The following is a 25,172-nucleotide window of genomic DNA, read 5'->3' as shown; positions in this document are numbered from 1 at the left end:
CGCATCGAGCTGGGTGAAATCGAGGCACGCCTGCAGGCCCAGGCCAGTGTTCGGGAAGTGATCGTGCTGGCGCTGGATGGCCAACTGGCGGCCTATCTGGTGCCGAAGGATTCAGGCGCTGATCAGCAGACCCTGCGTGAAGAGCTGAAAGCCGAACTCAAGGCCCATCTGCCGGATTACATGGTGCCGACCCATTTCGTGATGCTGGACGCCATGCCGCTGACCGGTAACGGCAAGCTAGACCGTAAGGCCCTGCCCAAGCCGGATGCCAGCCAGTTGCAGAACGGCTATGTGGCCCCGCAAAGCGAGCTGGAGCAGCAACTGGCGGCGATCTGGGCAGACGTGCTGAAAGTCGAGCGGGTCGGTTTGCACGACAATTTCTTCGAGCTGGGCGGTCATTCGCTGCTGGCGACTCAGGTGATTTCCCGGATTCGCCAGCAACTTAACCTCGAACTGTCGTTGCGCAACCTGTTCGAAGCTCGGGGTCTGGCCGGTTTCGCCCAGACGGCAGCGCAGGGCCAGGTCAGTCAGGCTCCGGGCTTCATCAAGGCCGACCGCACTCAGCCGCTGGGCCTGTCCTATGCCCAGCAGCGCCAGTGGTTCCTCTGGCAGCTTGAACCGCAGAGCACCGCGTACAACATGCCGGTTGTCCTGCGTCTGAACGGTTCGCTGGATATCGATGCGCTGGAGCAGAGCTTCACCGCCCTGATTGCCCGTCATGAAACCCTGCGCACGACCTTCCGCCAGAACGGTGAGCAGGCAGAGCAGGTTGTTCATCCGGCGTCGGTTTTCACACTACCTGTCGAGCAGGTGTCAGCCGGCCAGACACTGGAAGTCTGTGTGCAGCAGGAAGTGCAGCGTCCCTTCGATCTGGAGCAGGGGCCGCTGTTGCGGGTCAAGCTGTTGAATCTGGGCGAAAACCGGCATGTGCTGGTACTGACCCAGCACCATATCGTCTCCGATGGCTGGTCGATGCCGATCATGGTCGATGAGCTGGTGCGTCTGTACGAAGGCTACAGCCAGGGGCGTGAAGTCGATCTGGGTGAACTGGCGATTCAGTACGCCGATTACGCCCTCTGGCAGCGCACCTGGATGGAAGCCGGCGAACAGGCCCGGCAACTGAGCTACTGGACAGAACAACTGGGCGATCAGCAGCCGATTCTGGAGTTGCCTGCGGACCGGCCACGACCAGCGGTGCAGAGCCATGCCGGTGCCCGTCTGGGCCTTGAGCTGGAGCGTGATCTGGTGGACAGCCTCAGAGACGTGGCACGTCAGGAAGGCGTGACGCTGTTCATGTTGCTGCTGGCCTCTTTCCAGAGCCTGCTGCATCGCCATTCGGGGCAGAACGATATCCGGGTCGGCGTACCGATTGCCAACCGTACCCGTGCCGAGACCGAAGGCTTGATCGGTTTCTTCGTCAACACTCAGGTACTGCGTGCCGAGTTCGATCTGCACACCACTTTCAGTGAACTGTTGCAGCAGGTCAGACAGACCGCCTTGCAGGCCCAGGCCCATCAGGAACTGCCTTTCGAGCAACTGGTGGAAGCCTTGCAGCCGCAGCGCAGCCTGAGCCACAGTCCGTTGTTCCAGGTGATGTTCAATCACCAGACCCAGGCCGGTGCCGGGGTTCGCGAGTTGTCCGGGCTGAGTATCCAGAGTCTTGAGTCGGACAGCCATGCGGCCCAGTTCGACCTGAGCCTTGGGACCACAGAACATGCAGAGGGTCTGAGCGCGGGCCTGACCTACGCCACGGCCCTGTTCGATGGCACAACCATCGAGCGCATGGCCGAACACTGGCTGACATTGCTGAAAGCCATCTGCAGCAATACCCGCCAACGGGTCAGCGAACTGCAGATGCAGAGTGAAGCCGAGCGTCAGCAGATTCTGCAGGGCTGGAACGACAGTGCAGCCGCTTACCCGAGCGAGCAGTGCCTGCCTGCGCTGATCGAAGCTCAGGTTCAGGCTACCCCGGATGCCCTGGCAGTGACCCTGGGCAGCGAACAGCTGACCTATCGCCAGCTCAACCGCCGCGCCAATCAACTGGCCCACAAACTTCGCGAGCTGGGTGTCGGCCCGGATGTGCTGGTGGGTGTCGCGGTGCAACGCAGCCTGGAGCAGGTGGTCGGTCTGCTGGCGATTCTCAAGGCAGGCGGCGCCTATGTGCCGCTGGACCCGGATTTCCCTCAGGATCGTCTGGCCTACATGATCGAGGACAGCGGCCTGCAATTGCTGCTGACCCAGACAGCGCTGCGCGAACGTCTGCCGGTTCCTGCCGGTGTCCGGAGCCTGTGCCTCGATCAGGCCGGTGACTGGCTGCAAGGCTGCAGCGACGAAAACCCGGTCAATCCGGCGCAGGCGCAAAATCTGGCGTATGTGATCTACACCTCGGGTTCCACGGGGCAGCCGAAAGGCGTGACCATCGGCCATCAGGCACTGGTCAACTTCCTGCACAGCATGGCCGACCAGCCGGGGTTGAATGCCGCAGACAAGGTCCTGTCCCTGACCTCGCTGTCATTCGATATTGCCGGGCTGGAGTTGTATCTGCCGCTGATACGCGGCGCTTCGGTGGTCCTGTTGCATCCCGATGAAAACAAGGACCCGCACGCCTTGCTGGCGGTGATCGAACAGCAGGCTGTCAGCGTGATCCAGGCTACGCCGTCCACCTGGCGGATGCTGCTGGACAGCGCGCCGGCCGGAGCCTTGCAGGGCAAGACCGTGCTGTGCGGCGGTGAGGCCTTGAGCGTCGAACTGGCCCAGCGCCTGATCGAGCAGGCCGGGCATGTCTGGAACGTCTACGGTCCGACTGAAACCACCATCTGGTCGGCGCGCCATTACCTGACCCGCAGTGACGATATCTGGCTGGGTCGGCCTCTGGCCAATACCCGCCTGCACATCGTCAGCGACGATCTCAACGTGTTGCCGATCGGCACCCGCGGTGAACTGCTGATCGGTGGCGACGGTCTGGCGCGGGGTTATCACCAGCGTGCCGCGCTGACTGCCGAGCGCTTTATTCCCGATCCGTTCGGTCCGCCGGGTTCGCGGCTGTATCGCACCGGGGATCTGACGCGCTATCACGCCGACGGGGTGATCGAGTATGTCGGGCGTCTGGACCATCAGGTGAAGATCCGCGGTTTCCGGATCGAGCTGGGCGAAATCGAAGCCCGCCTGCAGGAACACCCAAGCGTTCACGAAGCCACAGTCATCGATATCGATGGCCCGGCAGGCAAGCAACTGGTGGCCTATCTGGTCGCAGTCGATGGGGCGCAGGACTTCGATGCGCTGCGTGACCTGCTCAAGACGCATTTGCGCGCCGGCTTGCCGGATTACATGGTGCCGAGCCACTTCGTCCGCTTGCAGCAGATGCCGCTGACCCCCAACGGCAAGCTGGATCGCAAGGCGCTGCCCAAGCCTGATGCCAGCCAGTTGCAGCGCAGTTATGTCGCGCCGTCCGCCGGACAGGAACAACAGATCGCCGATATCTGGGCGCAGGTACTGAAGGTCGAGCGTGTCGGCCTGACCGACGATTTCTTCGAGCTGGGCGGGCATTCGCTGCTGGCGGCCCAGCTCATTTCCAGAATCCATTCGGGCCTGGGGATCGACGTGCCCTTGCGCCTTGTTTTCGAGAAACCGCAATTGAACGACTTTATCCAGGCATTGCAGAGCAGCGGCTTGTCGCTGACCGAGGACGGCTTGTCCGATATCGAAAAAATGATGAATGAAATGGCGGGTATCTGACATGGAAAAGTCCGCAGCAGAACGTATTGCCCAGCGTTTCGTCGGCCTGCCCGTGGAGCAGCGCCGCCAGATTCTCGCCAAAATGAGCGAGACCGGGCAGAGCTTCAGGCTGTTGCCCATCGCGGTGACTCGCCATGATCTGCAACGTATCCCGTTGTCCTATGCCCAGCAGCGCATGCTGTTCCTCTGGCAACTGGAGCCGGGCAATATCGCCTACAACGTGCCGCTGGCCGTGCGCCTGAATGGCCCGCTGGACGAGCGCGCCCTGGCGCAGGCCCTTGAGCTGCTGGTACAGCGCCATGAAACCCTGCGGACCCGGTTCGTATCGGTGGAGGGCGAGTTTCATCAGGAAGTTCTTGAGCAGGCGAGTGTGGCGCTGGAAGTCGCCCAGGCCAGTGCCGACGATATCGAGGCGCAGGTAAAAGCCGAGCTGCAGACGCCTTTCGACCTGCTGAGCGGCACCCTGCTGCGGGTGAAGCTGTTCCGCCTGAACGACGCCGAACATGTGCTGACGGTGTGCATGCATCATGTGGTGTCCGATGGCTGGTCGGGAGAGTTGCTGATTCGCGAGTTCGTTCAGCTCTATCAGGCGCAGGTCGCCGGTCTGACGGCGCAACTGCCGCCGCTGACGATTCAATACGCCGACTACGCCATCTGGCAGCGTGCCTGGCTGGAAGCCGGGGAGGGCGAGCGCCAGCTGGAATACTGGAAGCAGCAACTGGGCACCGAGCATCCATTGCTGGAGTTGCCGCTGGACCATGAACGGCCGGTTCAGCCGAGTTATCGCGGTGCCATTGTGCGCGCCGATCTGCCGGAAAAGCTGTCCACACAACTCAAGACCCTGGCGCGCAACAACGGCCAGACGGTCTTCATGCTGACCCTGGCTGCGCTGTCGGTGGTGCTGTCGCGCTACAGCGGTCAGACCGATATCCGCATCGGCGCGCCGAATGCCGGGCGTACCCGACGCGAGCTTGAAGGCCTGATCGGCTTCTTCATCAATACCCAGGTGCTGCGCATTCAGGTGGATGAACGCCAGACCTTTGTCGAGCTGCTGGATCAGGTGAAAAACGTGGTGATGGGCGCTCAGTCCCATCAGGAACTGCCGTTCGAGCATCTGGTGGATGCCTTGGCGCCCGAACGCAATCTGGGTCACAACCCGCTGTTCCAGTTCAAGATCAACCAGCATGTGTTTGCCGGTGACCAAGGCGATAGCGGTACGGCCGTGGCCGGGCTGACGGTGGCCGAATTTCCGGTGGGCGGCGGTGATGCCCGTTTCGATCTGGCCTATGACTTCACCGATACCCCGTCGGGATTGCGCGGCTACTTCACCTACGCCACCGATCTGTTCGAAGCCTCGACCATCGAGCGTATCGCGGCATCGTTGCAGGAGGTGCTGGAAGCGCTGGTGGCGCACTCCGGCGCGCGTCTGGCGGATCACCCGCTGGCTGTTGCCGCTCCGCTTGCTTCACAGGACTGCAATTTCGACAGTTCCGACTTCCTGAGTCTGTGGCAAAAAGGCCTGCAAGCCGGGCAGGGCAAGCCAGCACTGCGGATGGGGCAGCAGGTGCTGAGTTATGCCGAGCTGGAACAGCGCTCCAGCCAGTTCGCCCGTTATCTGCAGGGCGAAGGCATTGCCGCGGGCATGACCGTGGCGCTGTGTCAGGACCGTTCGCTGGAGTGGGTGGTGAGCCTGCTGGCCGTGCTGAAACTGGGTGCGGTGTACCTGCCGCTGGATACCGCGCAACCGGCCGAACGCTTGCAGCAACTGGCCAGAGACAGCGGCGCGGTGCTGCTGATTCATGCCCGTGGTGACGACAAGGCTGCCGGTCTGGGTGTCTGCCCGGTGCTGGCCTATGACGCCAGCCTGTGGGCCGATATCGATACGAGTCCGCTGAATATTCACGTGCAGCCGGAGCAGGCGGCCTACATCATCTACACCTCGGGTTCCACCGGCCAGCCCAAGGGTGTGGTCATCAGCCATGGTGCGCTGGCCAACTATCTGCAAGGCGTGCTCCAGCGTCTTTCCCTGAGCGCCGATGCGAGCATGGCCATGGTTTCCACCGTGGCCGCCGACCTGGGTCATACCCTGTTGTTCGGTGCCCTGGCCTCCGGTCGTCAACTGCATCTGCTGTCCCATGAACAGGCTTTCGATCCCGATGGTTTCGCCGCGTATATGGCCGAGCATCAGGTGGAAGTGCTGAAGATCGTGCCGAGCCATCTGCAGGGCCTGTTGCAGGCCGCAAGATCGTCCGATGTGCTGCCGAGCCAGATGCTGATTCTGGGCGGCGAGGCCAGCTCCTGGGCCTTGATCGAACAGATCAGAAGCCTCAAGCCGGGTTGCCGGATCGTCAACCACTACGGTCCGACCGAAACCACGGTGGGCATCCTGACCCATGAGGTGCAGGAACGACTGGATGCCTGCCGCAATGTGCCGGTGGGACAACCTCTGGCCAATGGCAAGGCACGGGTGCTGGATGCCTGGCTCAACCCCATGGCCGAACGGGTGGCCGGTGAGTTGTACCTGGGAGGCCGTGGTCTGGCCCAGGGCTATCTGGGCCGTGCCGCCATGACCGCCGAGCGCTTTGTGCCGGACCCTGAAGGCGATGGCGAACGTCTGTACCGCGCCGGTGACCGTGCGCGCCGGGTTGATGGTCTGCTGGAGTATCTGGGGCGCGCCGACGATCAGGTGAAGATTCGCGGCTATCGGGTCGAGCCGGGAGAGGTCGGTCAGGTGCTGCAAGCGCTGGATGGCGTGGCCGAAGCGGTGGTGCTGGCCCTGCCGCTGGAAAGCGATGAATCCCGTCTGCAACTGGTGGCGTATTGCGTGCCTGCTGCGGGCACTTCGCTTTCGGTCGACACCCTGCGCGAGCAACTGACCGCCAGCCTGCCGGAATACCTGGTGCCTGCGCAGTTCGTGGTGCTGGAGCGTCTGCCACTGACCGCCAACGGCAAGCTGGACAAGCGCGCCTTGCCCAAGCCGGGCGTGATCAAACAGCGCTACACCGCACCGGTAGGCGAGATCGAGGAAAAGCTCGCCGCCGTCTGGGCCGATGTGCTCAAGCTGGAGAAAGTCGGCACCACCGACAACTTCTTCGAGCTGGGCGGCGACTCGATCCTCAGCCTGCAGATCATCGCCCGTGCCAAGCGCCAGGGCCTCAAGCTGAGCCCCAAGCAACTGTTCGAGAAACAGACCATCGCCCAGTTGGCGACGGTGGCCAAGCTGATTCAGAAGAAACCCGCAGCAGTCGTCGAACAGGTGAGCGGCAGTTTGCCGTTGCTGCCGATTCAGGCGCGCTTCTTCGAAATGAACATTCCCGAGCGCCATCACTGGAACCAGTCGGTGATGCTCAAGCCCAACCGCCCGCTGGAGGCCAGTCACCTGCTGGCGGCCTTGCAGGCGCTGATCGAGCAGCACGATGCCCTGCGCCTGGGCTTTGCCCGACAGGACGGCCAGTGGCAGGCGAGCTTCGGGCCGCTGTCCACCCGCGATCTGCTGTGGGTGCATGAGCTGGACGATATCTCGCGCCTGACCGAACTGGCCGATGAAGCCCAGCGCAGCCTGGACCTGAAGAACGGCCCGCTGCTGCGTGCGGTGCTGGTGAGCCTGCCGGAAGGTGAGCAGCGTCTGCTGCTGGTGATCCATCACCTGGTGGTGGACGGTGTGTCGTGGCGTGTGTTGCTGGAAGACCTGCAACAGGCTTACGTTGCCTTGAACACCGGCAAGGCCCTGGCACTGCCGGCCAAGACCAGTTCCCTCAAGGCCTGGGCCGAGCAGTTGCATGCTTACGCCCAAAGCCCGGCGCTGGAGTCGGAGCTGGCTTACTGGCAGACGCAGTTGCAGGGCGTCAGCGATGCCTTGCCGAGCGATCATCCGGACGGTGGCCAGCAGCAGAAACATGCGACTTCCGTGACCACTCATTTGAACAGCGAGCTGACTCGGCAACTGCTGCAAGACGCACCGGCTGCCTATCGCACACAGGTCAATGACCTGTTGCTCACCGCGCTGGCCCGTGTGATCAGCCGCTGGACCGGCCAGCCCGATACCTTGATCAGGCTGGAAGGCCATGGCCGTGAAGACCTGTTCGACGATATCGATCTGAGCCGTACCGTCGGCTGGTTCAGCAGCCTTTATCCGGTGAAGCTCACGGCACAGGCAACCGTTGCCGATTCGATCATGTCGATCAAGGAGCAACTGCGCGCCATCCCCAACAAGGGCATCGGTTACGGCGTGTTGCGTTATCTCGGCGCAGAACCTGTACGCCAGAGCCTGCAACAACTGGCTCAGGGCAGCATCGTCTTCAACTATCTGGGTCAGTTCGATGGCAGTTTCGATGCCAGTGATGCGCTGCTCGTGCCGTCGGGTGACAGCAGTGGCGCATCCCAGAGCCGCGAAGCACCGCTGTCGGCTCCGATCAGCATCAATGGTCAGGTCTACAACGGTGAGTTGCGGCTGAGCTGGAGCTTCAGCTCGGCGGTGTTCGAGGCCGATACCGTGCAACGTCTGGCCGATGAGTATGCCGGAGAGTTGCAGCAACTGATCGCTCACTGCACCACCGAAGGCGGTGCCGGGGTAACACCGTCCGACTTCCCGCTGGCCCGTTTGAGCCAGAAACAACTGGGTCGCCTGTCGATCAATCCCCGTGACATCGAAGACATCTATCCGCTGTCGCCAATGCAGCAAGGCATGCTGTTCCATACCCTGTTCGAGGAAGAGGCGGGCAATTACATCAACCAGATGCGCGTCGATGTAACCGGGCTCGATGTCGAGCGCTTCCGGGCGGCATGGCAGGCCACGGTGGATGCCCATGAAGTGCTGCGCAGTGGCTTTGTCAGCCATCTGGAGCACTCGCTGCAAGTGGTGCAGCGTCACGTGACGGTGCCCTTTGTCGAACTGGATGCTCGCAATCAGCAGGCGGCGTGGCTGGATGACTGGGCGCAGGCCGATCGGCAGAAGGGCTTCGATCTGACCCAGGGACCGCTGTTGCGTCTGGCGGTCTTGCGTACCGGAGCCAACACTCATCACCTGATCTACACCAGCCACCACATCCTTATGGATGGCTGGAGCAGTTCGCGTCTGCTGGGCGAAGTGCTGCAACGTTACAGCGGTCAGCCGCTGCCACAAAAGGGCAGCCGTTATCGCGATTACATCGAGTGGTTGCAACGCCAGGATGCCCAGGCCAGCGAACGTTTCTGGACTGAACAGGTGGCCGAGCTGGATGAGCCGACCCGTCTGGTTCAGGCGCTCAAGTCCAGTGCCGACGGGCAGGGCCATGGCGATTATTTCCAGTTGATCGATGCGGTCAGCACCCAGCGCTTGAGTGATTTTGCCCGCGAGCAGCGTGTGACCCTCAACACCCTGGTGCAATCGGCCTGGCTGTTGCTGTTGCAACGCTACACCGGACAGTCCAGCGTGACCTTCGGTGCGACCGTGGCAGGACGTCCGGCAGACTTGCCGGGTGTCGAAGAACAACTTGGTCTGTTCATCAACACCTTGCCGGTGATCGCCAGCCCGCGTCCCGAGCAGTCGGTGGCGGACTGGGTGCAGCAGGTGCAGGGCAAGAATATTGCCCTGCGCGAGTACGAACACACACCGTTGTACGAAATCCAGCGTCTGGCAGGCAGCGGTGGCGAAGCGTTGTTCGACAACATTCTGGTGTTCGAGAACTACCCGGTGTCCGAAGCCCTGCAACAGGCTGCGCCGGACGGTCTGGCCTTCAGTGGCCTGATCAACCAAGAGCAGACTCATTATCCGCTGACGCTGGTGGTGAATCTGGGCGAAACGCTTTCCCTGCGCCTGAGCTACTCCCGTCAGCACTTCAGCGAAGATGTGGTGACGCAACTGGCCAGCCACTTCCAGCACCTGCTTGAGGCCCTGGTTCGTGACCCGGCTGCCGCCATCGGCGAGCTGTCGTTGCTCAATGAACGGGAGCAGCACCAGATTCTGCGGGAATGGAACGCTACCTCTGCCGGGTTCCCGGGCGAGCAGTGCGTTCAAACCCTGATCGAAGCCCAGGTACTGGCAACCCCTGATGCCCCGGCACTGGCTTTCGACAATCAGCAGATGAGCTACGGGCAACTCAACGCCCGCGCCAACCAGTTGGCCCACAAACTGCGTGAGTCGGGTATCGGCCCCGATGCGCTGGTGGGGATCTGCATCGAGCGCAGTCTTGAGTTGGTCGTCGGCTTGCTGGCGATTCTCAAGGCGGGTGGCGCCTATGTGCCGCTGGATCCGGATTATCCGCAGGATCGACTGGCCTATATGCTCGATGACAGCGGCATTGGCCTGTTGCTGACCCAGACGTCGCTGCTGCAAGGCCTGCCGGTGCCCGAGCATGTACAAACCTTGTGCCTGGATCAGGAAGGCGACTGGCTGGAGGTTTACAGCCAGGACAACCCTGTCTGCCGCACCCATCCGCACAACCTGGCGTATGTGATCTACACCTCAGGCTCAACGGGCAAGCCCAAGGGGGCGGGCAACAGCCATCTGGCCCTGGTCAACCGTCTGCACTGGATGCAGAAAGCCTACGGGCTGGATGCCAGCGACACCGTATTGCAGAAGACGCCGTTCAGCTTCGACGTGTCGGTCTGGGAATTCTTCTGGCCTCTGCTCACCGGCGCACGTCTGGCTATCGCCATGCCGGGCGATCATCGAGATCCCGAGCGTCTGGTGCAGACCATCGTTCAGCACAAGGTCACGACACTGCACTTTGTCCCTTCCATGCTCCAGGCCTTCATGACCCATGAGCAGGTGGAAAGCTGCCACAGCCTGCGCCGTGTGGTGTGCAGTGGCGAGGCTCTGCCTGCGGACCTGGCGTCCCAGGTACTCAAGCGTCTGCCGCAAGCCGGGTTGTTCAATCTGTATGGTCCGACCGAAGCCGCCATCGATGTGACCCATTGGACCTGCACGCCGGACGATACCCTGAGCGTGCCGATCGGTCGGCCTATCGATAATCTCAAGACACATATTCTCGATGACGGCCTGCTGCCGGCCGCCCGTGGGGCTGCGGCCGAGTTGTATCTGGGCGGTGTGGGGCTGGCGCGGGGTTACCATCAGCGTGCTGCGCTGACTGCCGAACGCTTCGTGCCAGATCCATTCTCGACGGAGGGCGGTCGTCTTTATCGCACTGGCGATCTGGCACGTTACGGCGGTGACGGGGTGATCGACTACGCAGGACGGATCGACCATCAGGTCAAGATTCGCGGGTTGCGCATCGAACTGGGTGAAATCGAGGCGCGCCTCAATGAGCATCCGGGCGTGCGCGAAGCCCATGTGATCGACATCGATGGCCCGAGCGGCAAACAGCTTGTGGCCTATTGGGTGGCGAACGACAAGGCGCAGGATGCGAATGAACTGAGGACTTACCTCAAAGCGTTGCTACCGGATTACATGGTGCCGACGCACTTTGTGGCCGTTGACGTCATGCCACTGACCGCCAACGGCAAGCTGGACCGCAAGGCCCTGCCAAAGCCGGATGCCAGTCAGTTGCAGCAAGGCTATGTCGCGCCGCGTACCGAACTGGAAGAACGCCTTGCCGCTCTCTGGGCAGATGCCCTGAAAGTCGAACGTGTGGGCCTCAACGACAACTTCTTTGCCCTGGGCGGTCACTCGCTGCTGGCAGTGTCCCTGGCGGGCAGGATTCGCGAAACGTTCGATATCTCCATCAAACTGCATGATTTCCTGCTGATGCAGACCCTGGGTGAACTGGCGGACTTCCTGCGGGCAGGCGAGGCCAAGGTCAAGTCGGCGGTGATCCGCATGAACAACAGCCAGTCTGACAAGACCCCGTTGTTCTGCCTGCCGCCCGGTGGTGGCGGCACCTACTCCTATTACCCGCTGGCAGGCCGGCTGAGTGAAGACAGGCCGGTGTATGGCCTGGTCAACAAGGCTTATGTGGTGCCGGGCTGGTTCGACAGGTCATGGGAGGAAATGGTCGATTACTTTGTCGAGCAGATCAGGCTCACCCAGCCTGTCGGGCCTTACAACCTGCTGGGCTGGTCCCTGGGCGGAGCCCTGGCCATCGATGTCGCTCATATTCTGGAGCATGAGGGTGACAAGGTGAGTTTCCTGGCGCTGGTGGATTCGATGCTGCCGGCTTCGGCAGGTCTGAGCTGGATCGAGGAAGACCCGGAAGTCCGGGCGCAGAATCAGGACCAGAACCTGTTCCAGAACCTGTTCCAGAGCCTGATCCAGAGTCTGGTGGCTTTCGTGCCGGGGCTGGCCCGTGAGCGTGTCATGGAGTTGATCGCAAGCGCCAGGCTATCGCTCAAGGACGAGCGTGAAATCGCCGACCGGGTGATCGAACAGGTTGCCCTGGATGCCGGTATCGGCGTCGAAAGCCTGCGCAACGTTTTCCAGGACATCGCCATTCAGGACGAAATCGAAACCGGCTACAAACTGCTGCATGCCAACGCCGTACTGGCCGAAGCCTTCACCCTCAAGAAACTGGAGGTGAAAGTGGACTGCTGGTGGGCAGGGCAGAGCCGCGAACCGGACCAGATCCTCAAGGCACAGGCTGTGGTAACAGAACAGTGCTCGGTAAACGGACTGCGCTCCTCGACCACAATCCAGGAACGGCACGACAATATTGTGATTGGGGAGGCGTTTTTGGACTCGGTTGTAGAGCGGCTTAAGTTTTGAGCCGCAAGCCGCAAGCCGCAAGCTGCAAGCTTCAAGTCAAAAGCTTGTAGCTTGTAGCTTGTAGCTTGTAGCTTGTAGCTTGTAGCTTGTAGCTTGCGCTGCCGCCTCCGGCGGCCCCTAAAACTCCCCGCGCAAGGTCAGCATATAATTGCGCGGGTCGCCGTAGTAGTTGCCCCGATCAATATCCCCGGTCGCCTTGTAATACTTGCGATCCAGCAGGTTGTTGCCGTTGAGGGCCAGGCTCCAGTTCTCGTCGATTTTCCAGGAGGCTCTGGCATCCCAGATGGCGCGGCCGGGGTTTCTGATTTCTGCCGATGATTCGATTTCCGAATAGCCGCTCTGGGCCGATACGCCTGCGCCGAGGGTCAGGCGATTCCAGGCGCCGGGCAGCGTGTAGTTGCCGCTCATGCGAAACAGATGCCGGGGTGTTTCTGCCGAAATGGACTGGCCGTCACTGCCGCGGGTCATGTTGAAGGTGTAGCCTGCCACGGTCTGCAGGCCGGGCAGGGGTTCGCCGCTGGCTTCCATTTCAAAGCCTTTGCTGCGGCGGATGTTGCCGTTCAGGTAGCAGGTTCCGTAGATATCGTTCACCAGACACTCGCCAGGGTTGGCGTTGTCTTCCACAGCCACATCCTTCTGCTTGACGTAAAACATCGCAAAGGAAAGGTTCAGGCGCTGATCGAAGAGTTCGCCTTTGATGCCGGTTTCGTAGTTTGCGCCGATGGCCGGCTTCAGCAGGTTGCCGGCAGCATCCCGGTAGACGCTTTGCGGCAGGAAGATATCGGTGTAGCTGGCGTACAGGGACCAGTCCGGGTTGAGGTCGTAGATCGTGCCTATAAAGGGCGTGAGCTCATGTTCCTCTATGGATTTTCGAGTGACGCCCGCCGTCTGGGTCTGGTAGTCATACCAACTGAGGCGGCCGCCCATGACCAGGCTCAACGACTGCGACAGATGCAGGCGCAGATTGGCGTAGGTGCCGTAGCGTTTGTCACTGAAGTCGGTAATGGAGGTCCACTCGGGTCGGTCCGGTTCGGCAATCAGATGGCTATCGGGGGCGAATACATCGATGGGCTGGTTGGAGGTGACATTGGCTTGTCTGGACTTGCGTGTCTGTTCCGACCAGTTGCCGCCGAAAGTCAACTGGTGTTCCAGGCCAAACGCTTCGAAATGACCGTCCATGTGTGCGTCGAACCCGTTGCTGTGCAATTGGTCGGAGCGGAACAGGGTCCGGGCGATGCGCGAGCCCGTCAATGTCGCCGGATCGATGGCACCCTGGGCGTAGGCCACTTTCTGTTCGAACGAACCCGTTGAGTGAGTGGCGGACAGGGTGCCGGACCAGCTTTCGCTGAAGTGATGATCCAGCTCCGTGAACACTTCGTCCGTTCGGGTCTGGTGACGGTTCCAGTCCTGAGCCAGAGAAGTCGAGCGCGGCAGGTCTATGGCACTGCCATCGCTGTAGCGGGGCAGACCGAAGATGGTGAACCCCTTGATGTCGGCCTCCTGACGACGCACGCCCACAGCCAGGGTGGTGTCGTCATTCAGGTCGGCTTCGAGGATGCCGTACAGCAGCGGGGCGGATTTGCTGAGGCCATCGATAAAGTAGTCACGGTCGGCATAGGACGCCACGAAGCGGCCACGGATGCTGCCCGAATCGTTCAGCTTGCTGCTGCCGTCCAGATCCACCCGGTTGTTGTCCCAGGTGCCGGTACGGGTGGTGATCGAAAACTGCGGTATGGCGGTCGGGCGCTTACGCACAAGATTGACCGTGCCGCCGGGGTTGCCTGCGCCGATCAGCAGCCCGGCAGCGCCCCGCAGGATTTCCACATGGTCGTAGATTTCCATGTCGGGCGTCATCCAGCCGGTCACGCTGTAGCCCTGGCCCGAAATCCCATCGATGGTGTAGCTCTCGTCTTCCATGGCAAAGCCCCGGGAGCTGAACACATGGGAGCCGAAGTTGCGCTGGGAAAAGGTGACACCGGTTGCCTGGGCCATCACGTCTTCCAGGCTGTAGAGGTTCTTGTCGTTCATCAACTGGCGGGTCACGACGCTGACCGATTGCGGAATTTCACGCAGGGATTGAGTGCTTTTGGTGATGCTCACCGCAGACGTGGTGTAGGAACCCGAGTCTTCGGTAATCAGGCCTGACGGTGGCGCCTGGATCGACAGGGGCTTGAGGCTGACCGCAGGCACAACGGCGGTCAGCGTCAGGGTGTTGTTCTCGAAGTTGTAAGGCACTCTGGCCTGATCGAGCAGGTTGCGGGCTGCCTGTTCGGGGGTGAACCTGCCACGCACGGCCCGGCTGCTTTTGCCCTTGATATCGTCCGGGTTGTACAGCACTTGCAGATCACCCTGACGCCCCAGTTCATTCAGTGCGCTGTTCAGGGGCTGGGCGGGGATATCGAACTCGATTTCCTGAGCCAGGGCTTCACCCTTGAATGCCATCAGCAGCGCAAGACCCACCACTCTTATCGCAGGCCTGGGCTGAAACAGCAGGCGGACAGGCAGTGGAGGGCGGGTGCTTGATTGCATTCTGATGGCTCTTATATCGGTAACGCAGGGTAAACCATACAACCGTATGGGGCACTGCCTCTGGTCATTCTGTGGCGGACGTTTTTCTGCGTGATTGATAAAGAATCGATACGAATGAAGCGGGAATTTATTTAGTGATTTTTCAATAAAAAAGACCAGAGGTTGCCCCCTGGTCTTTTTTTGCTGTCCTGCGGATCGGTTTATCTGCAGATTCTGCGCAGGATCAGAAGTCGCCGCGCAGGGTCAGGACGTAGCTGCGTGGTTCGCCGTATAAGTTGGAGCGATCCAGTGCCACGGCGGTGGTGTAGTACTTGCGATCAAACAGGTTCTCGGCATTGAGTGCGACGGTCCAGTGCTCGTCGATCTTCCAGGCGGCGCGTGCATCCCAGATGGCCCGGCCTGCAACGCCCAGTCGGTCATCGGACGGTACTTTGTAGCCGGAGTCCGCCGATACCCCGGCACCCAGAGTCAGGCGGTTCCAGGCTCCCGGCAGGTTGTAGCTGGTATTGAGGCGCAGCATATGCTTCGGCGTCTCGTAGGCCACTTCCATATCGGAACTGTTTGCCAACTGGTTGAAGGTGTAGCCGCCAAAGACCTGCAGGCCTGGCAGTACTTCGCCGCTGGCTTCGATATCGATACCTTTGCTGCGCTTGATGCCGCCCTGGATGTAGCAGGTGTTGTCAGAGCCGCCCGGGCATGGGTCCGTGGCTGAAAGATCCTCGTAGGCAACATCTTTCTGCTTGATATAGAACAGGGCCATCGACAGATTCATGCGCTTGTCGAACAGTTCGCCCTTGATGCCGGTTTCATAGTTGGAACCCACGGCTGGATCCAGTGGGGTGCCGCCGACCTGCCTGTAAGCGGCTTGCGGAGTGAATATATCCGCATAGCTGGCGTACCAGGACCAGTTTTCGTTGATGTCGTAGATCAGGCCGGCGAAAGGTGTAAATTCCTGAGTCTGTTTGGAGTTATACGAAAGGGCCGGGCCATATTTGGCGTTGTAGTCATACTCGAACCAACTGAGGCGTCCGCCCAGAACCAGGCTCAACGGCTCGCTCAGGTGGATACGGGTATTGGCGTAGAGACCTGCCCGCTCTTCGGTCGAGACGTAATCGCTTGTCCAGGCCGGACGTGCCGGTTTTGCAAGTGAGCTGGTGTCGACATCAAAGACATTGACTGCAGAACCCATTGTTGGAGAGACACTCTTGGTGTCGGCTCTCTGCCTCGACCAGTCGGCCCCCAAAGTGACCTGATGGGACAGGCCGAAGGCGTCGAACTTGCCTTCCAGCTGGCTGTTCAGGCCCAGGCTGTTGACTTCATCGTTACGGAACAGGGTTCTGCGGAAAGTGGAGCCGGTCAGCGTTGTCGGGTTAATGGCTCCTTGCGCATAGGCAATGACCTGATCGAATCCACCTTCGGAGTAGGTCAGGGAGGTCTTGTTGAGCCAGTTGTCGTTGAAGCGATGCTCGACTTCGAAGAAAGCCTCGGTCATGTCGGTTTCGAGGCGGTTCCATTTCGGAGCCAGGTTCGTCGAGCGCGACAAGTCCAGCGACTGTCCGTTGCTGTAGCGTGGCAGGCCGTAGATCGAATAACCGTTGATGACCTTTTCCTGACGACGCAGGCTCATGGTCAGTGTGGTGTCGTCGGTCACGTCGGCTTCGAGGATGCCGTACAGCAGGGGCGTGCGGCTGTTGCGGTTATCCAGATACGAGCCATTGTCTTCATAGGCGGCCACCATTCGACCCCGGACGGTGCCCGAATCGTTGAGCTTGCCGCTGCCATCCAGATCGACACGGTACTGATCCCATGAACCGGCGCGGGTGGTGATCGAGAATTTGTTCTCGGCGGTCGGACGCTTGCGTACCAGATTCACCGCACCACCGGGTTGACCGGCGCCCACTAGCAGGCCCGAAGCACCGCGCAGCACTTCCACTCGGTCATAGATCGCCATATCCGGCTGCATCCAGCCGGTGATCTGGTAGCCCTGACCGCCAATGCCATCGACCAGAAAGCTTTCCGCCAGTAGCGAGAAACCACGGGATGTGTATACGTGGCCACCGAAGTTGCGGTACTGGAAGCTGATGCCGGGGGTGTCTTCCAGCACTTCGCTCAGGCTGGTGAGATTATTGTCGTCCATGACCTGACGGGTCATGACGCTCACCGACTGAGGCGTTTCCCGCAGCGATTGCGCCGCACCCTTGCCGATAGTGGTGGCACCGGTGGTGTAGGAGCCCGTGCCGTCAGTGGTGGTGCCCAGATACTGGGAGTCAATCGCGGTCGGAGCCAGATTGATGGCTGTCGATGTATCCTGCGCACTCAGGGTCAGGGCATTGCCTTGCAGGCTGTAGGTCAGGCCTGCTCCGGCCAGCAGTTTCCCCGCTGCCTGTGCCGGAGTGAACTTGCCCTGTACTGCACCGCTGGTCTTGCCTTGTACATCCGCCGGGCTGTAGGCCACGCGCAGACTGCCCTGACGTTCCAGTTGACTCAGGGCACTGCTCAGCGGTTGAGCCGGGATGTTGAACTCGATTTCCTGGGCCTGTACCTGAGCGGCCATGGGCATGCTGAGCGCCAGACCGATTGCTGCCATGGCAGGTCCTGGGCGAAACATCCGGCTGATCAACAAGGCCTTGCTGAGAGGGGTGAGTCGTGACGGTGTGTACATGGAGTGGCTCTTTCTAGTTGGTATTGGCAGGGAGATAAAGAGCGTCGTTCAGGCCTGTCCGGAGGCGAATCAGGGCAGAGGCTGTTCGACTTTTTACTGGGAGCCAGGCTGACTGCAGATGCCCGCGCAGGTGTGCTGTTAAAGAGAACGAAAATGGCTCTCGGTTATTTAATGAATTTTTCACATTTGCCCTGAAAAAGATGGCGCAAGGCTATCGGTGGTGGCGAGGTGGCTGGCCCATGGGCAAAAAGAAGCCCCGCTCGCGGTCTGAGCCGGGCGGGGCCATATCATCGATAACCGGCTGTATTCAGGCGGATACCGGTTGGGCTTGTACCTGCTCCACTTCGATCTTGCCGGCCTGCATGCGCACCAGTTGATCGGCAATCGGGAAATACCGGTCGTCGTGGGAGATGACGATGATGGTCTTGCCTTGCTGTTTGAGTTCGGGCAACAGCTCGGTATAGAACACGCGGCGGAAAGCCGGGTCCTGATCGGCTGCCCATTCGTCGAACACCAGCACCTGACGCTCGTCCAGCCAGGCGTTGATCAGGGCAAGGCGCTTGCGTTGGCCGGTGGACAGGTCGGTGGTGGTGAATGCGCCATCGCGAATGCTGACCTTATGGGCAATATCCAGGCGCTCCAGGTACTTGCCCGCATCGGCAGGCAGGCGGGCTTCGCCTTGCAGCGGCTCGTCGAACAGGTAGTAGTCGGCGAAGATGGTGGTGAACAACTGGCGATAATCGTCCAGCTCTTGCGCCGTGACTGCCTTGCCGTTGAGGCGGATCTCGCCTTGCTGCGGCTTGTACAGGCCCAGCAGCAGTTTGATCAGGGTGGTCTTGCCGCAACCGTTCTCGCCGACGATGAACACGATATCCCCCTGTTTGATGCTCAGGTTGACCGGGCCGAGATGGAAGGACTCGCTGCCTTCCACCGGCGGATAGTCATAGCGCAACTGATGCAGTTCCAGGGTCTGCATGTTCGCCAGGGTGTTGGGGCGGTCGCTGACCAGCAGGTGCGGCTCGGGGCTGGAGAACTTCCACGACAGCTCGGCAATGCGGCGCATGGCGATCTGTGCACGACTGATGCCCGGCAGTGCCGTGATCAGGCGTTCCAGCGGGCCTTTCATATACAGCATGACCAGCACGAAACCGCCCAGCACGGTCTTTTCGGTGCTCGGCCACAGCGCCTGGAAGGCAATGGCAATGCCGATGACCGCGAAGAACAGCATCGAGCCGAAGGTTTCTGCGCTGACGAAAATGTTGGCGGCGCGCACGTTGGATCGGCAGATGCGCTCGGTGGCGCCATGGATCTGCTGGTCGAGCATGTGCTGACGGCGCTTGCGCTGGATGCGCAGCTCCTTGGCGCCGGACGACAGGGCCTGATAGTGCTTTTGTAGCTCGTCTTCGCCATTGCGCGCCGCGATGATGCTGCGGGTGCCGAAATGATGAGCCAGATACTGCGCGCCGGTGCCCAGGATCACGGTCAGTACCGTCAGCGCCAGGATCTGCCACGACAGCAGGGCCAGATAAGTCAGGCAGCCCAGGGTGACGGTGAACGAAATCACCATCGGCGCAATGGACAGCGCGAAGGTGCTGAGGGTGTTCACGTCATTGAGCAGCACCGGAATCAGACGATGCGAACGGTAGCGTTCCAGTTGCTCGATAGGCGCGACCAGCACCTTGGCGGCCAGTTCGCGACGCAGGTTGGCGACCACGCGCTGGCCGACATAGTTGGTCGACAGGTTCGAGACGGTGGAGCAGGCCAGGGTCAGCACGCACAGGCCGGCGAACAGCAGCGCGGTGTGGGTGTCAGGTCCGCCTGCCATGTTCATCGCGTTGTTGATGGTAGCCAGCAGGGCGGTCACGCTCAGGCCGCTGACAACCCCCAGCACCGTCGAGAGAGCCACCAGCCACCAGAATGGCTTGAGGATCCTCAGGGTTTCCCGGGCGAGGCTTTCTGATTTGGGCGTCATGCTCTTGTCTCGTTATGGTCCGTTGTAGCGGTAATGCCGATCAGTCAAGGCACAAGCAAAACCTGTGGGAGGCAGCTTGCTGGCGAAAAAGTCGCCAGCAAGCTGCCTCCCACACAGTGCTTCATTGACCTTCTCTGATCGGGATTGCGTTGTGAAAGCGTCAGAGTTCGCGGGCGACCCGAAAGCCCAGCCAGTCGCCGCGCACATCGGGCTTGCGGCTGTTGCGGTTGCCGGAGCGGGAGAAGATCGGCGCTTCGGTCCAGTCGTTGCCGCGAATCATCTTCCAGCTGCAATCACCGGCCAGCCATGCGCTGCCATCGGTGGGCGCGCCGTTGTAATTGCTGGTTTCGCAATCGGCGGTCCACTCGTAAACATTGCCGTGGGCGTCATAGATGCCGAAGTCATTGGGGCTGTAGCTGCCAGCCGGGGCCGTGACGCTGAAACCGTCTTCCGGGCCATAGGTGTTGGCATGTTTTGCGATGCTGTATTGCTTGCCTTCATCCATGGGGAAGGGGAACGGCCCGGTGCTGCCGCCACGGGCTGCATACTCGCGCTCGGCCTCGCTGACCAGTCGGTAGGATTTGCCGGTCTTCTTCGACAGCCAGGCGGTATAGGCCTTGGCTTCGTTCCAGTCCATGCACACTGCAGGCTGACGGTCGGTCAAGGGATAGCGCGGCTGGCCGGCCTTGCACTCGCGGCCCGGACGGGTATCGCCATCGGGCATCTTGTAGCCGGTGCTTTTGATATAGGCCTTCCACTCGCCGCTCAGGACCTGAAACTGGCTGATGGCGAAGGGCTTGGCGAAAGTCACTTCATGCAGCGGGCCTTCGTCGGGCTGGCGACCGAGTTCGGATTCGGGCGCGCCCATGGTGAAGGTCCCGGCAGGCAGCACGACCATTTCCGGACAGTCCTTGCAATCCTTGAACACCTTGCCCGGTTCGGGCGTGTCGGCCATGGCGGCTGCAGGTAACAGCGCACCCAGCAGGGCGGTGAGGGACAGTGTGGGCAGTATCTTGTTCATAACGGGCCTCGAGGCAGAAAGCTGGAAACGGGGGAAGAGCGTCATGGGCGCTGACCGAGGACGGCCAGGAAGCGGTCTATCTCGGCCTCGTTGTTGAGCAGGCCCGGAGCGGTGCGCACGACGGGGCCGATATCGCGATCCACGGCATCCACCACCACCCGGTTTTTCATCAGCCAGGCGGCGACATCGTCGCTATTGCGGTCCTTGACCCTGAAGAAGCTGAATCCTGATGACAGTTCGGGTGCCATGGGCGTGACCAGCTCGATGCCCGGTTGTTCTTTCAGGCGCTGCTTGATGTAGGTGTTGAGCTGATGAATGCGCGCCTGAACATCGGCTTTGCCCAGTTGCAGGTGCAGTTCGAAAGCCTTGTCTGCTGCCCAGCGGTACTCGAATGAGTGATAGCCACCGGGGGTCATGATGGTGCCGAAACTGATGGCTTCGGAAAAACTCGGGATCAGCGGGGTGACATCCTTCAATTGCTCCGAGCGGGCGCAGATGATGCCGGTGCCCCGTGGGCCGAACATCCATTTGTGGGTCCCGGCGACAAAGAAATCGCAGTTCATGCTGGGGAAGTCCACATCTTCGACCCCAAAGCCGTGAACGCCATCGATTACATAGAGAATGCGGTCCTTGTCGTCCCGGTTGCGGTTGTGCTCCTGGACCAGTGCGCCGATCTCGCCAACGGGCAGTTTGACACCGCTGCCCGATTGCACCCAGGTCATGCCCAGTACACGGGTTTCGGGACGAATGCTGCGGGCGATATTGCCGATGATCTCGTCGCTCGAAACCGTGCTGGAATCCTTGAACAGACGGATCTTGCGAACCTGGGTGCCTTCTCTCTTGTGGCGCGAGTTGAGGATATTGCGCGTGCAGAAGTGCTCATGCTCGGTGGTGAGGATTTCCTGATCCGGCCGTACATGAATACCGCCATAGATAATCGCCAGGCCTTCCGTCGTGCTGCCGGTCAGAGCGATCTGGCCGGACTTTGCATTGAAATACTTGCCGGCCCACTCGCGCACCGCGTTTTCGCGGCGGGCGATTTCCTGGAGGTCCCAGTCCATGGCCAGGCCAGGGTTGCGGTCGATAGCGGCCCGGTGCTGCTCGATGGCCTCACGCACCGGTCTTGGGTGCGAGGTGATCAGGAAGTTGGCGAAGTGGATGTAATCCGGGTCCTGATCGAACAGCCCGCGCAAAGTGCTCCATTTGTCTTTCGGTGCCTGTCCGCTGCTGGCGGCCATGGCCGAAGGCATCAGGCTGGCGCCCATGGGCAGGGCGGCGGCGAGCAGTCCGGCCTGCTTGAGAAAGGTTCTGCGGTCAGTCATGAGCGGCCATACCTGGAATGTCGGTGTGCAAGTGCAGGAAGTTCATTGGTGGGCTACCGGTCTGGCCGATTTCTGTACCTGTTCCCAGACCCGCAGGAAGTTGCCGCCCCAGAGCTTGGCAATGTCGGCCTCGGCATAACCGCGTTCGATCAATTCGGCGGTCACGTTGCGGATTTCGCTGACATCCTTGAAGCCGTCAACGCCGCCGCCATCGTTGAAGTCGGAGCTGATGCCCACGTGATCGATGCCGATCTTCTTCACCGTGTAGTCGATTGCATTGACGAAATCCTTGACGGTGGCTTTGGGCTCTTCTTCGAGAATGGCGTACAGCTTGCTGGCGTAAGCGCCGAAACGTTGCTCGGGCCAGACGGTAATGATGGCGTCGCCGGGCATCAGGGCCATGGCCAGGTTCGGCAGTGGCGGCAGGTCAAAGTCCTTGCGCAGCTTGTTGAGCTTGTCCTGAGTCTTCTGGGTCAGGGGTTTCAGATAGGCCGGGAAGGCCACGACCTGTACCACGCCACCGCTGCGCTTGATGATCTGCAGTTCTTCGTCGCTCAGGTTGCGGGGAATATCCACCAGCGCCCGTGGTGCGGAGTGCGAAGCGACCATGGGCGTGCGGCTCAACTGGCTGACCTGTTCCAGGCCCTTGGTCGACATCTGCGAGACGTCGATGATCACGCCCAGATCGTTCAGGCGATGTACGGCCTGCTTGCCGATATCTGACAGACCGCCCAGCGGGTCCTGGGAATCATTGAAGAACGGCAGAGGCCTTGAGGAGTCGGCCCAGCTGTTATTGCCCACATAACTGAAGCCGAACATGCGCATGCCGCGTGCCGTCCACTGGTCCAGCAGGTTGATGTCGTTGCCCAGTGGATAGGCGTTGAGCATGCTGATGAAAATCGCAAACTTGCCTTCGCCATGCAGGCGGCGCATGTCATCCGGGGTGTAGGCGATGCCGACCTGATTGGGGAAGTCGCGGACCATGCCGGTGATGATCTTGTAGCGCACTTCCTGCTGATGGCGTGCTTCATCGACAAAACCCGGGGTCGGGCGGTGAGGCGCATTGGGGCCGTTCCAGATTTCCGGCCAGCCGAACACCGTCAGTGCCGCACCCGACAAACGTCCGCGTGCAGTCTTCACCAGATCGAATTGCCCGGAGCCGTCCTTGTCCGCTTCGTTGCGCTCGCTGCCGAACTTCAGAGGCACAGTGATGTGGCTGTCGAAGGAAATGATCCGTTCCTGCAGCTCTTCGGCCTGTTTCATCACCTTGACCGGGTAACCCGATGGCGACCAGTAATTCCAGGCCAGCCAGCCTGCACCGGCACTGATTGCCAGAGCCAGGGGCAGGCCAATGAAAAGAGCCTTTTTCCAACGCGGTTTTGTCATTGCCATCTCTTTCAGGTTCGCCGTTCAGAAGCAGGCACAAGGGCCTTTGCTATCTGGGGAGAACGAGCGGATGGCGGAAAAATTTAACGCTGATGCAGTTCGCGGTCCTGGCCCTAAATTTCTGTATCGATGCTACGTCATTGCTTGGATAAACGCCGTTTTGGGGCAACAGGTAGTGCAATGACGATTTCTCGACGAGGGTTTATAGCGGGTCTGGCGCTCACCGGGGCAGCGGTACCGGCTGCTTATTACGCACATCGCGAACTGACTCGCGTCGAAGAGCCCGTTACACCGGGGGAGGCGACAGCTGCGCCGGCCGATACCGCCACCCAGCGGCTGGCCGACAAGCTGCGCGGGATATGGACGATCCGCTTCGAGGGACGTGATGCCGGGTTGAGCGGTGCGCCACTTCAGGGCCTGGAAATGTTTCTCGACATTGCCCCGCGTGGCCGTGGCCTGCGGGGTTATATCGACACCGCAGAGCGTCTGCGGGGAGAGGGCGAGCCGCGTTTCCGGGTTATCGGCGACCTGCGTTCTGCCGACGCCTCGAAGCTGTATTTCCGGGTCATTGACGGACATCTCGATAACAGCCCGCAAAGCGACGCGCCGGACTATGAATTCAGCATGGTGCTGGATGAAGTCTGGGGCAGTTTTGGCAACGCGGGCAGTGGCACCTTGAGCGGGCGCATCGAGCGTCTGGACCGTCCGCTGGCCCTGCCCGAGCTGGAGAACCGCTTTATTGCCACCAAACAGATGTTTCCCGAAGCCCGGGATCGCATCGGTCTGACGCCTCCGTTCCTGGCCTGGCTGGTTTCCAAGGAGCATCGTCTGTTTCACCAGCTCTGGCATGCCAGCCGCGACAAGTGGCATCGCCTGCCCGAAGACAAGCGCAATGCGCTGCGCGGTATCGGCTGGCAGCCCGGTCCGCGAGACAGGGAGCGTGATGCCCGTGGGGATCGCAAGGACCGCAACGGTTCGGGCATCGACTTCTTCTACATGCATCGGCACATGCTGATCCAGGCCCGGCAGTTTCAGGAATTGCCTTCCTGGCCGCGCTTTCCCTTGCCGCAGCCGGAGCTGGAGCGGGATCGCCAGGGATTTGCCCGTTACTTCGATAATCACGATGGCTGCGCGTTGCCACCGCCCTGGCAGGCCAATGGCGATGCGGAATACAGCCAGTTGGTCAGTGATATCAAAAGCGCCGAAACATACAGCACGCATTTTCAGGTATGGGAGTCCCAGTACCGGGATCCGCGTTTCCTGTCGACGCTGACCCTCGGACAGTTCGGTTCCCAGGTCGAGCTGGAACTGCATGACTGGCTGCATATGCGCTGGGCGTCTGTTGCGCGGGACCCTTCAAACGGCGAGCCGGTGCCCATGGCCCGTGATTCGTCGGACTTCGCGGCCCGCTGGTTCGAGCCGGAAAACGACTTTCTCGCCGACCCGTTCTCTTCCCATGTGCATCCGGTGTTCTGGATGTTCCATGGCTGGATCGATGATCGGATCGACGACTGGTTCCGGGCTCATGAGCGTTTTCATCCTGGAGAGGTGAGCCGTCTTGAAGTCAATGGCGTGCCCTGGTTCGCGCCGGGCCGCTGGGTCGAGATCAGTGATCCATGGCTGGGTCCGCAGACCCATGGATGCAGCACCACGCCGGGCCTGAATGCCGGCACTACCATGGAGATGGACCCGGAGGTCATGAAGCTGGCATTGCGCATCACCTTTGCGGCGGATGACAAGCTCGGCAACCTCCTGCGCCGTGTGCCGCGCCGGCCCTGGTATGCGAGGAATCTGCTGCCGGATAAATGGCTTGGGGGATTGTGACTCCCCCATTTCATCGATGCCTGCAGGAGCATGTTTCAGCACTTGTGGGAGGCAGCTTGCTGGCGAAAAAGGCCTGAAATCGG

The 25,172-nt window shown here is 60.9% G+C and carries 9 protein-coding genes; 3 read left to right on the top strand and 6 right to left on the bottom strand.

Annotated features, from left to right (window positions below):
* On the top strand, positions 1 to 3,735 hold a 3,735-nt coding region (locus JSY17_RS17415), incomplete at its 5' end, for a non-ribosomal peptide synthetase (protein ID WP_206402527.1).
* 1 nt (position 3,736) lies between these two features.
* On the top strand, positions 3,737 to 12,373 hold the full coding sequence (locus JSY17_RS17410; protein ID WP_206402526.1) for a non-ribosomal peptide synthetase: 8,637 nt from the start codon (positions 3,737 to 3,739) through the stop codon (positions 12,371 to 12,373).
* 117 nt (positions 12,374 to 12,490) lie between these two features.
* Here the strand turns inward: JSY17_RS17410 and JSY17_RS17405 are convergent, their stop codons facing one another.
* The 6 genes from JSY17_RS17405 to pvdM all read right to left on the bottom strand — a co-directional run bounded on the left by JSY17_RS17405 (position 12,491) and on the right by pvdM (position 23,265).
* A complete protein-coding gene (locus JSY17_RS17405; RefSeq protein WP_232849520.1) occupies positions 12,491 to 14,815 on the bottom strand; it encodes a TonB-dependent siderophore receptor in 2,325 nt (774 codons plus the stop codon).
* Between the two features lie 310 nt (positions 14,816 to 15,125).
* Positions 15,126 to 17,564: a TonB-dependent siderophore receptor gene (locus tag JSY17_RS17400; protein WP_232849512.1), complete on the bottom strand. Its 2,439-nt coding sequence runs from the start codon at positions 17,562 to 17,564 to the stop codon at positions 15,126 to 15,128.
* Between the two features lie 307 nt (positions 17,565 to 17,871).
* Positions 17,872 to 19,536 (bottom strand): cyclic peptide export ABC transporter, encoded by a 1,665-nt coding sequence (locus JSY17_RS17395; RefSeq protein ID WP_206402524.1) that lies wholly within the window; start codon positions 19,534 to 19,536, stop codon positions 17,872 to 17,874.
* A gap of 160 nt (positions 19,537 to 19,696) precedes the next feature.
* Positions 19,697 to 20,557 (bottom strand): dihydropyoverdine dehydrogenase, encoded by an 861-nt coding sequence (pvdO, locus tag JSY17_RS17390; RefSeq protein WP_122370629.1) that lies wholly within the window; start codon positions 20,555 to 20,557, stop codon positions 19,697 to 19,699.
* A gap of 41 nt (positions 20,558 to 20,598) precedes the next feature.
* Positions 20,599 to 21,879, bottom strand: coding sequence for a pyoverdine-tailoring periplasmic protein PvdN (gene pvdN, locus JSY17_RS17385; RefSeq protein WP_201012164.1), 1,281 nt, complete (start codon positions 21,877 to 21,879; stop codon positions 20,599 to 20,601).
* A gap of 42 nt (positions 21,880 to 21,921) precedes the next feature.
* Positions 21,922 to 23,265: a pyoverdine-tailoring dipeptidase-like protein PvdM gene (gene pvdM / locus JSY17_RS17380; protein ID WP_117164216.1), complete on the bottom strand. Its 1,344-nt coding sequence runs from the start codon at positions 23,263 to 23,265 to the stop codon at positions 21,922 to 21,924.
* A 180-nt stretch (positions 23,266 to 23,445) separates the two neighbouring features.
* Here pvdM and pvdP point away from each other — a divergent pair, with 180 nt between their 5' ends.
* Positions 23,446 to 25,089, top strand: coding sequence for a pyoverdine maturation tyrosinase PvdP (pvdP, locus tag JSY17_RS17375; protein ID WP_122370626.1), 1,644 nt, complete (start codon positions 23,446 to 23,448; stop codon positions 25,087 to 25,089).
* The last annotated feature ends 83 nt before the right edge of the window (positions 25,090 to 25,172 follow it).

It is taken from the genome of Pseudomonas capsici (assembly GCF_017165765.1).
GTDB lineage: Bacteria > Pseudomonadota > Gammaproteobacteria > Pseudomonadales > Pseudomonadaceae > Aquipseudomonas > Aquipseudomonas capsici.
Note: the sequence above shows the minus strand (reverse complement) of the source record. Positions and strands in the feature narration are given on the sequence as shown.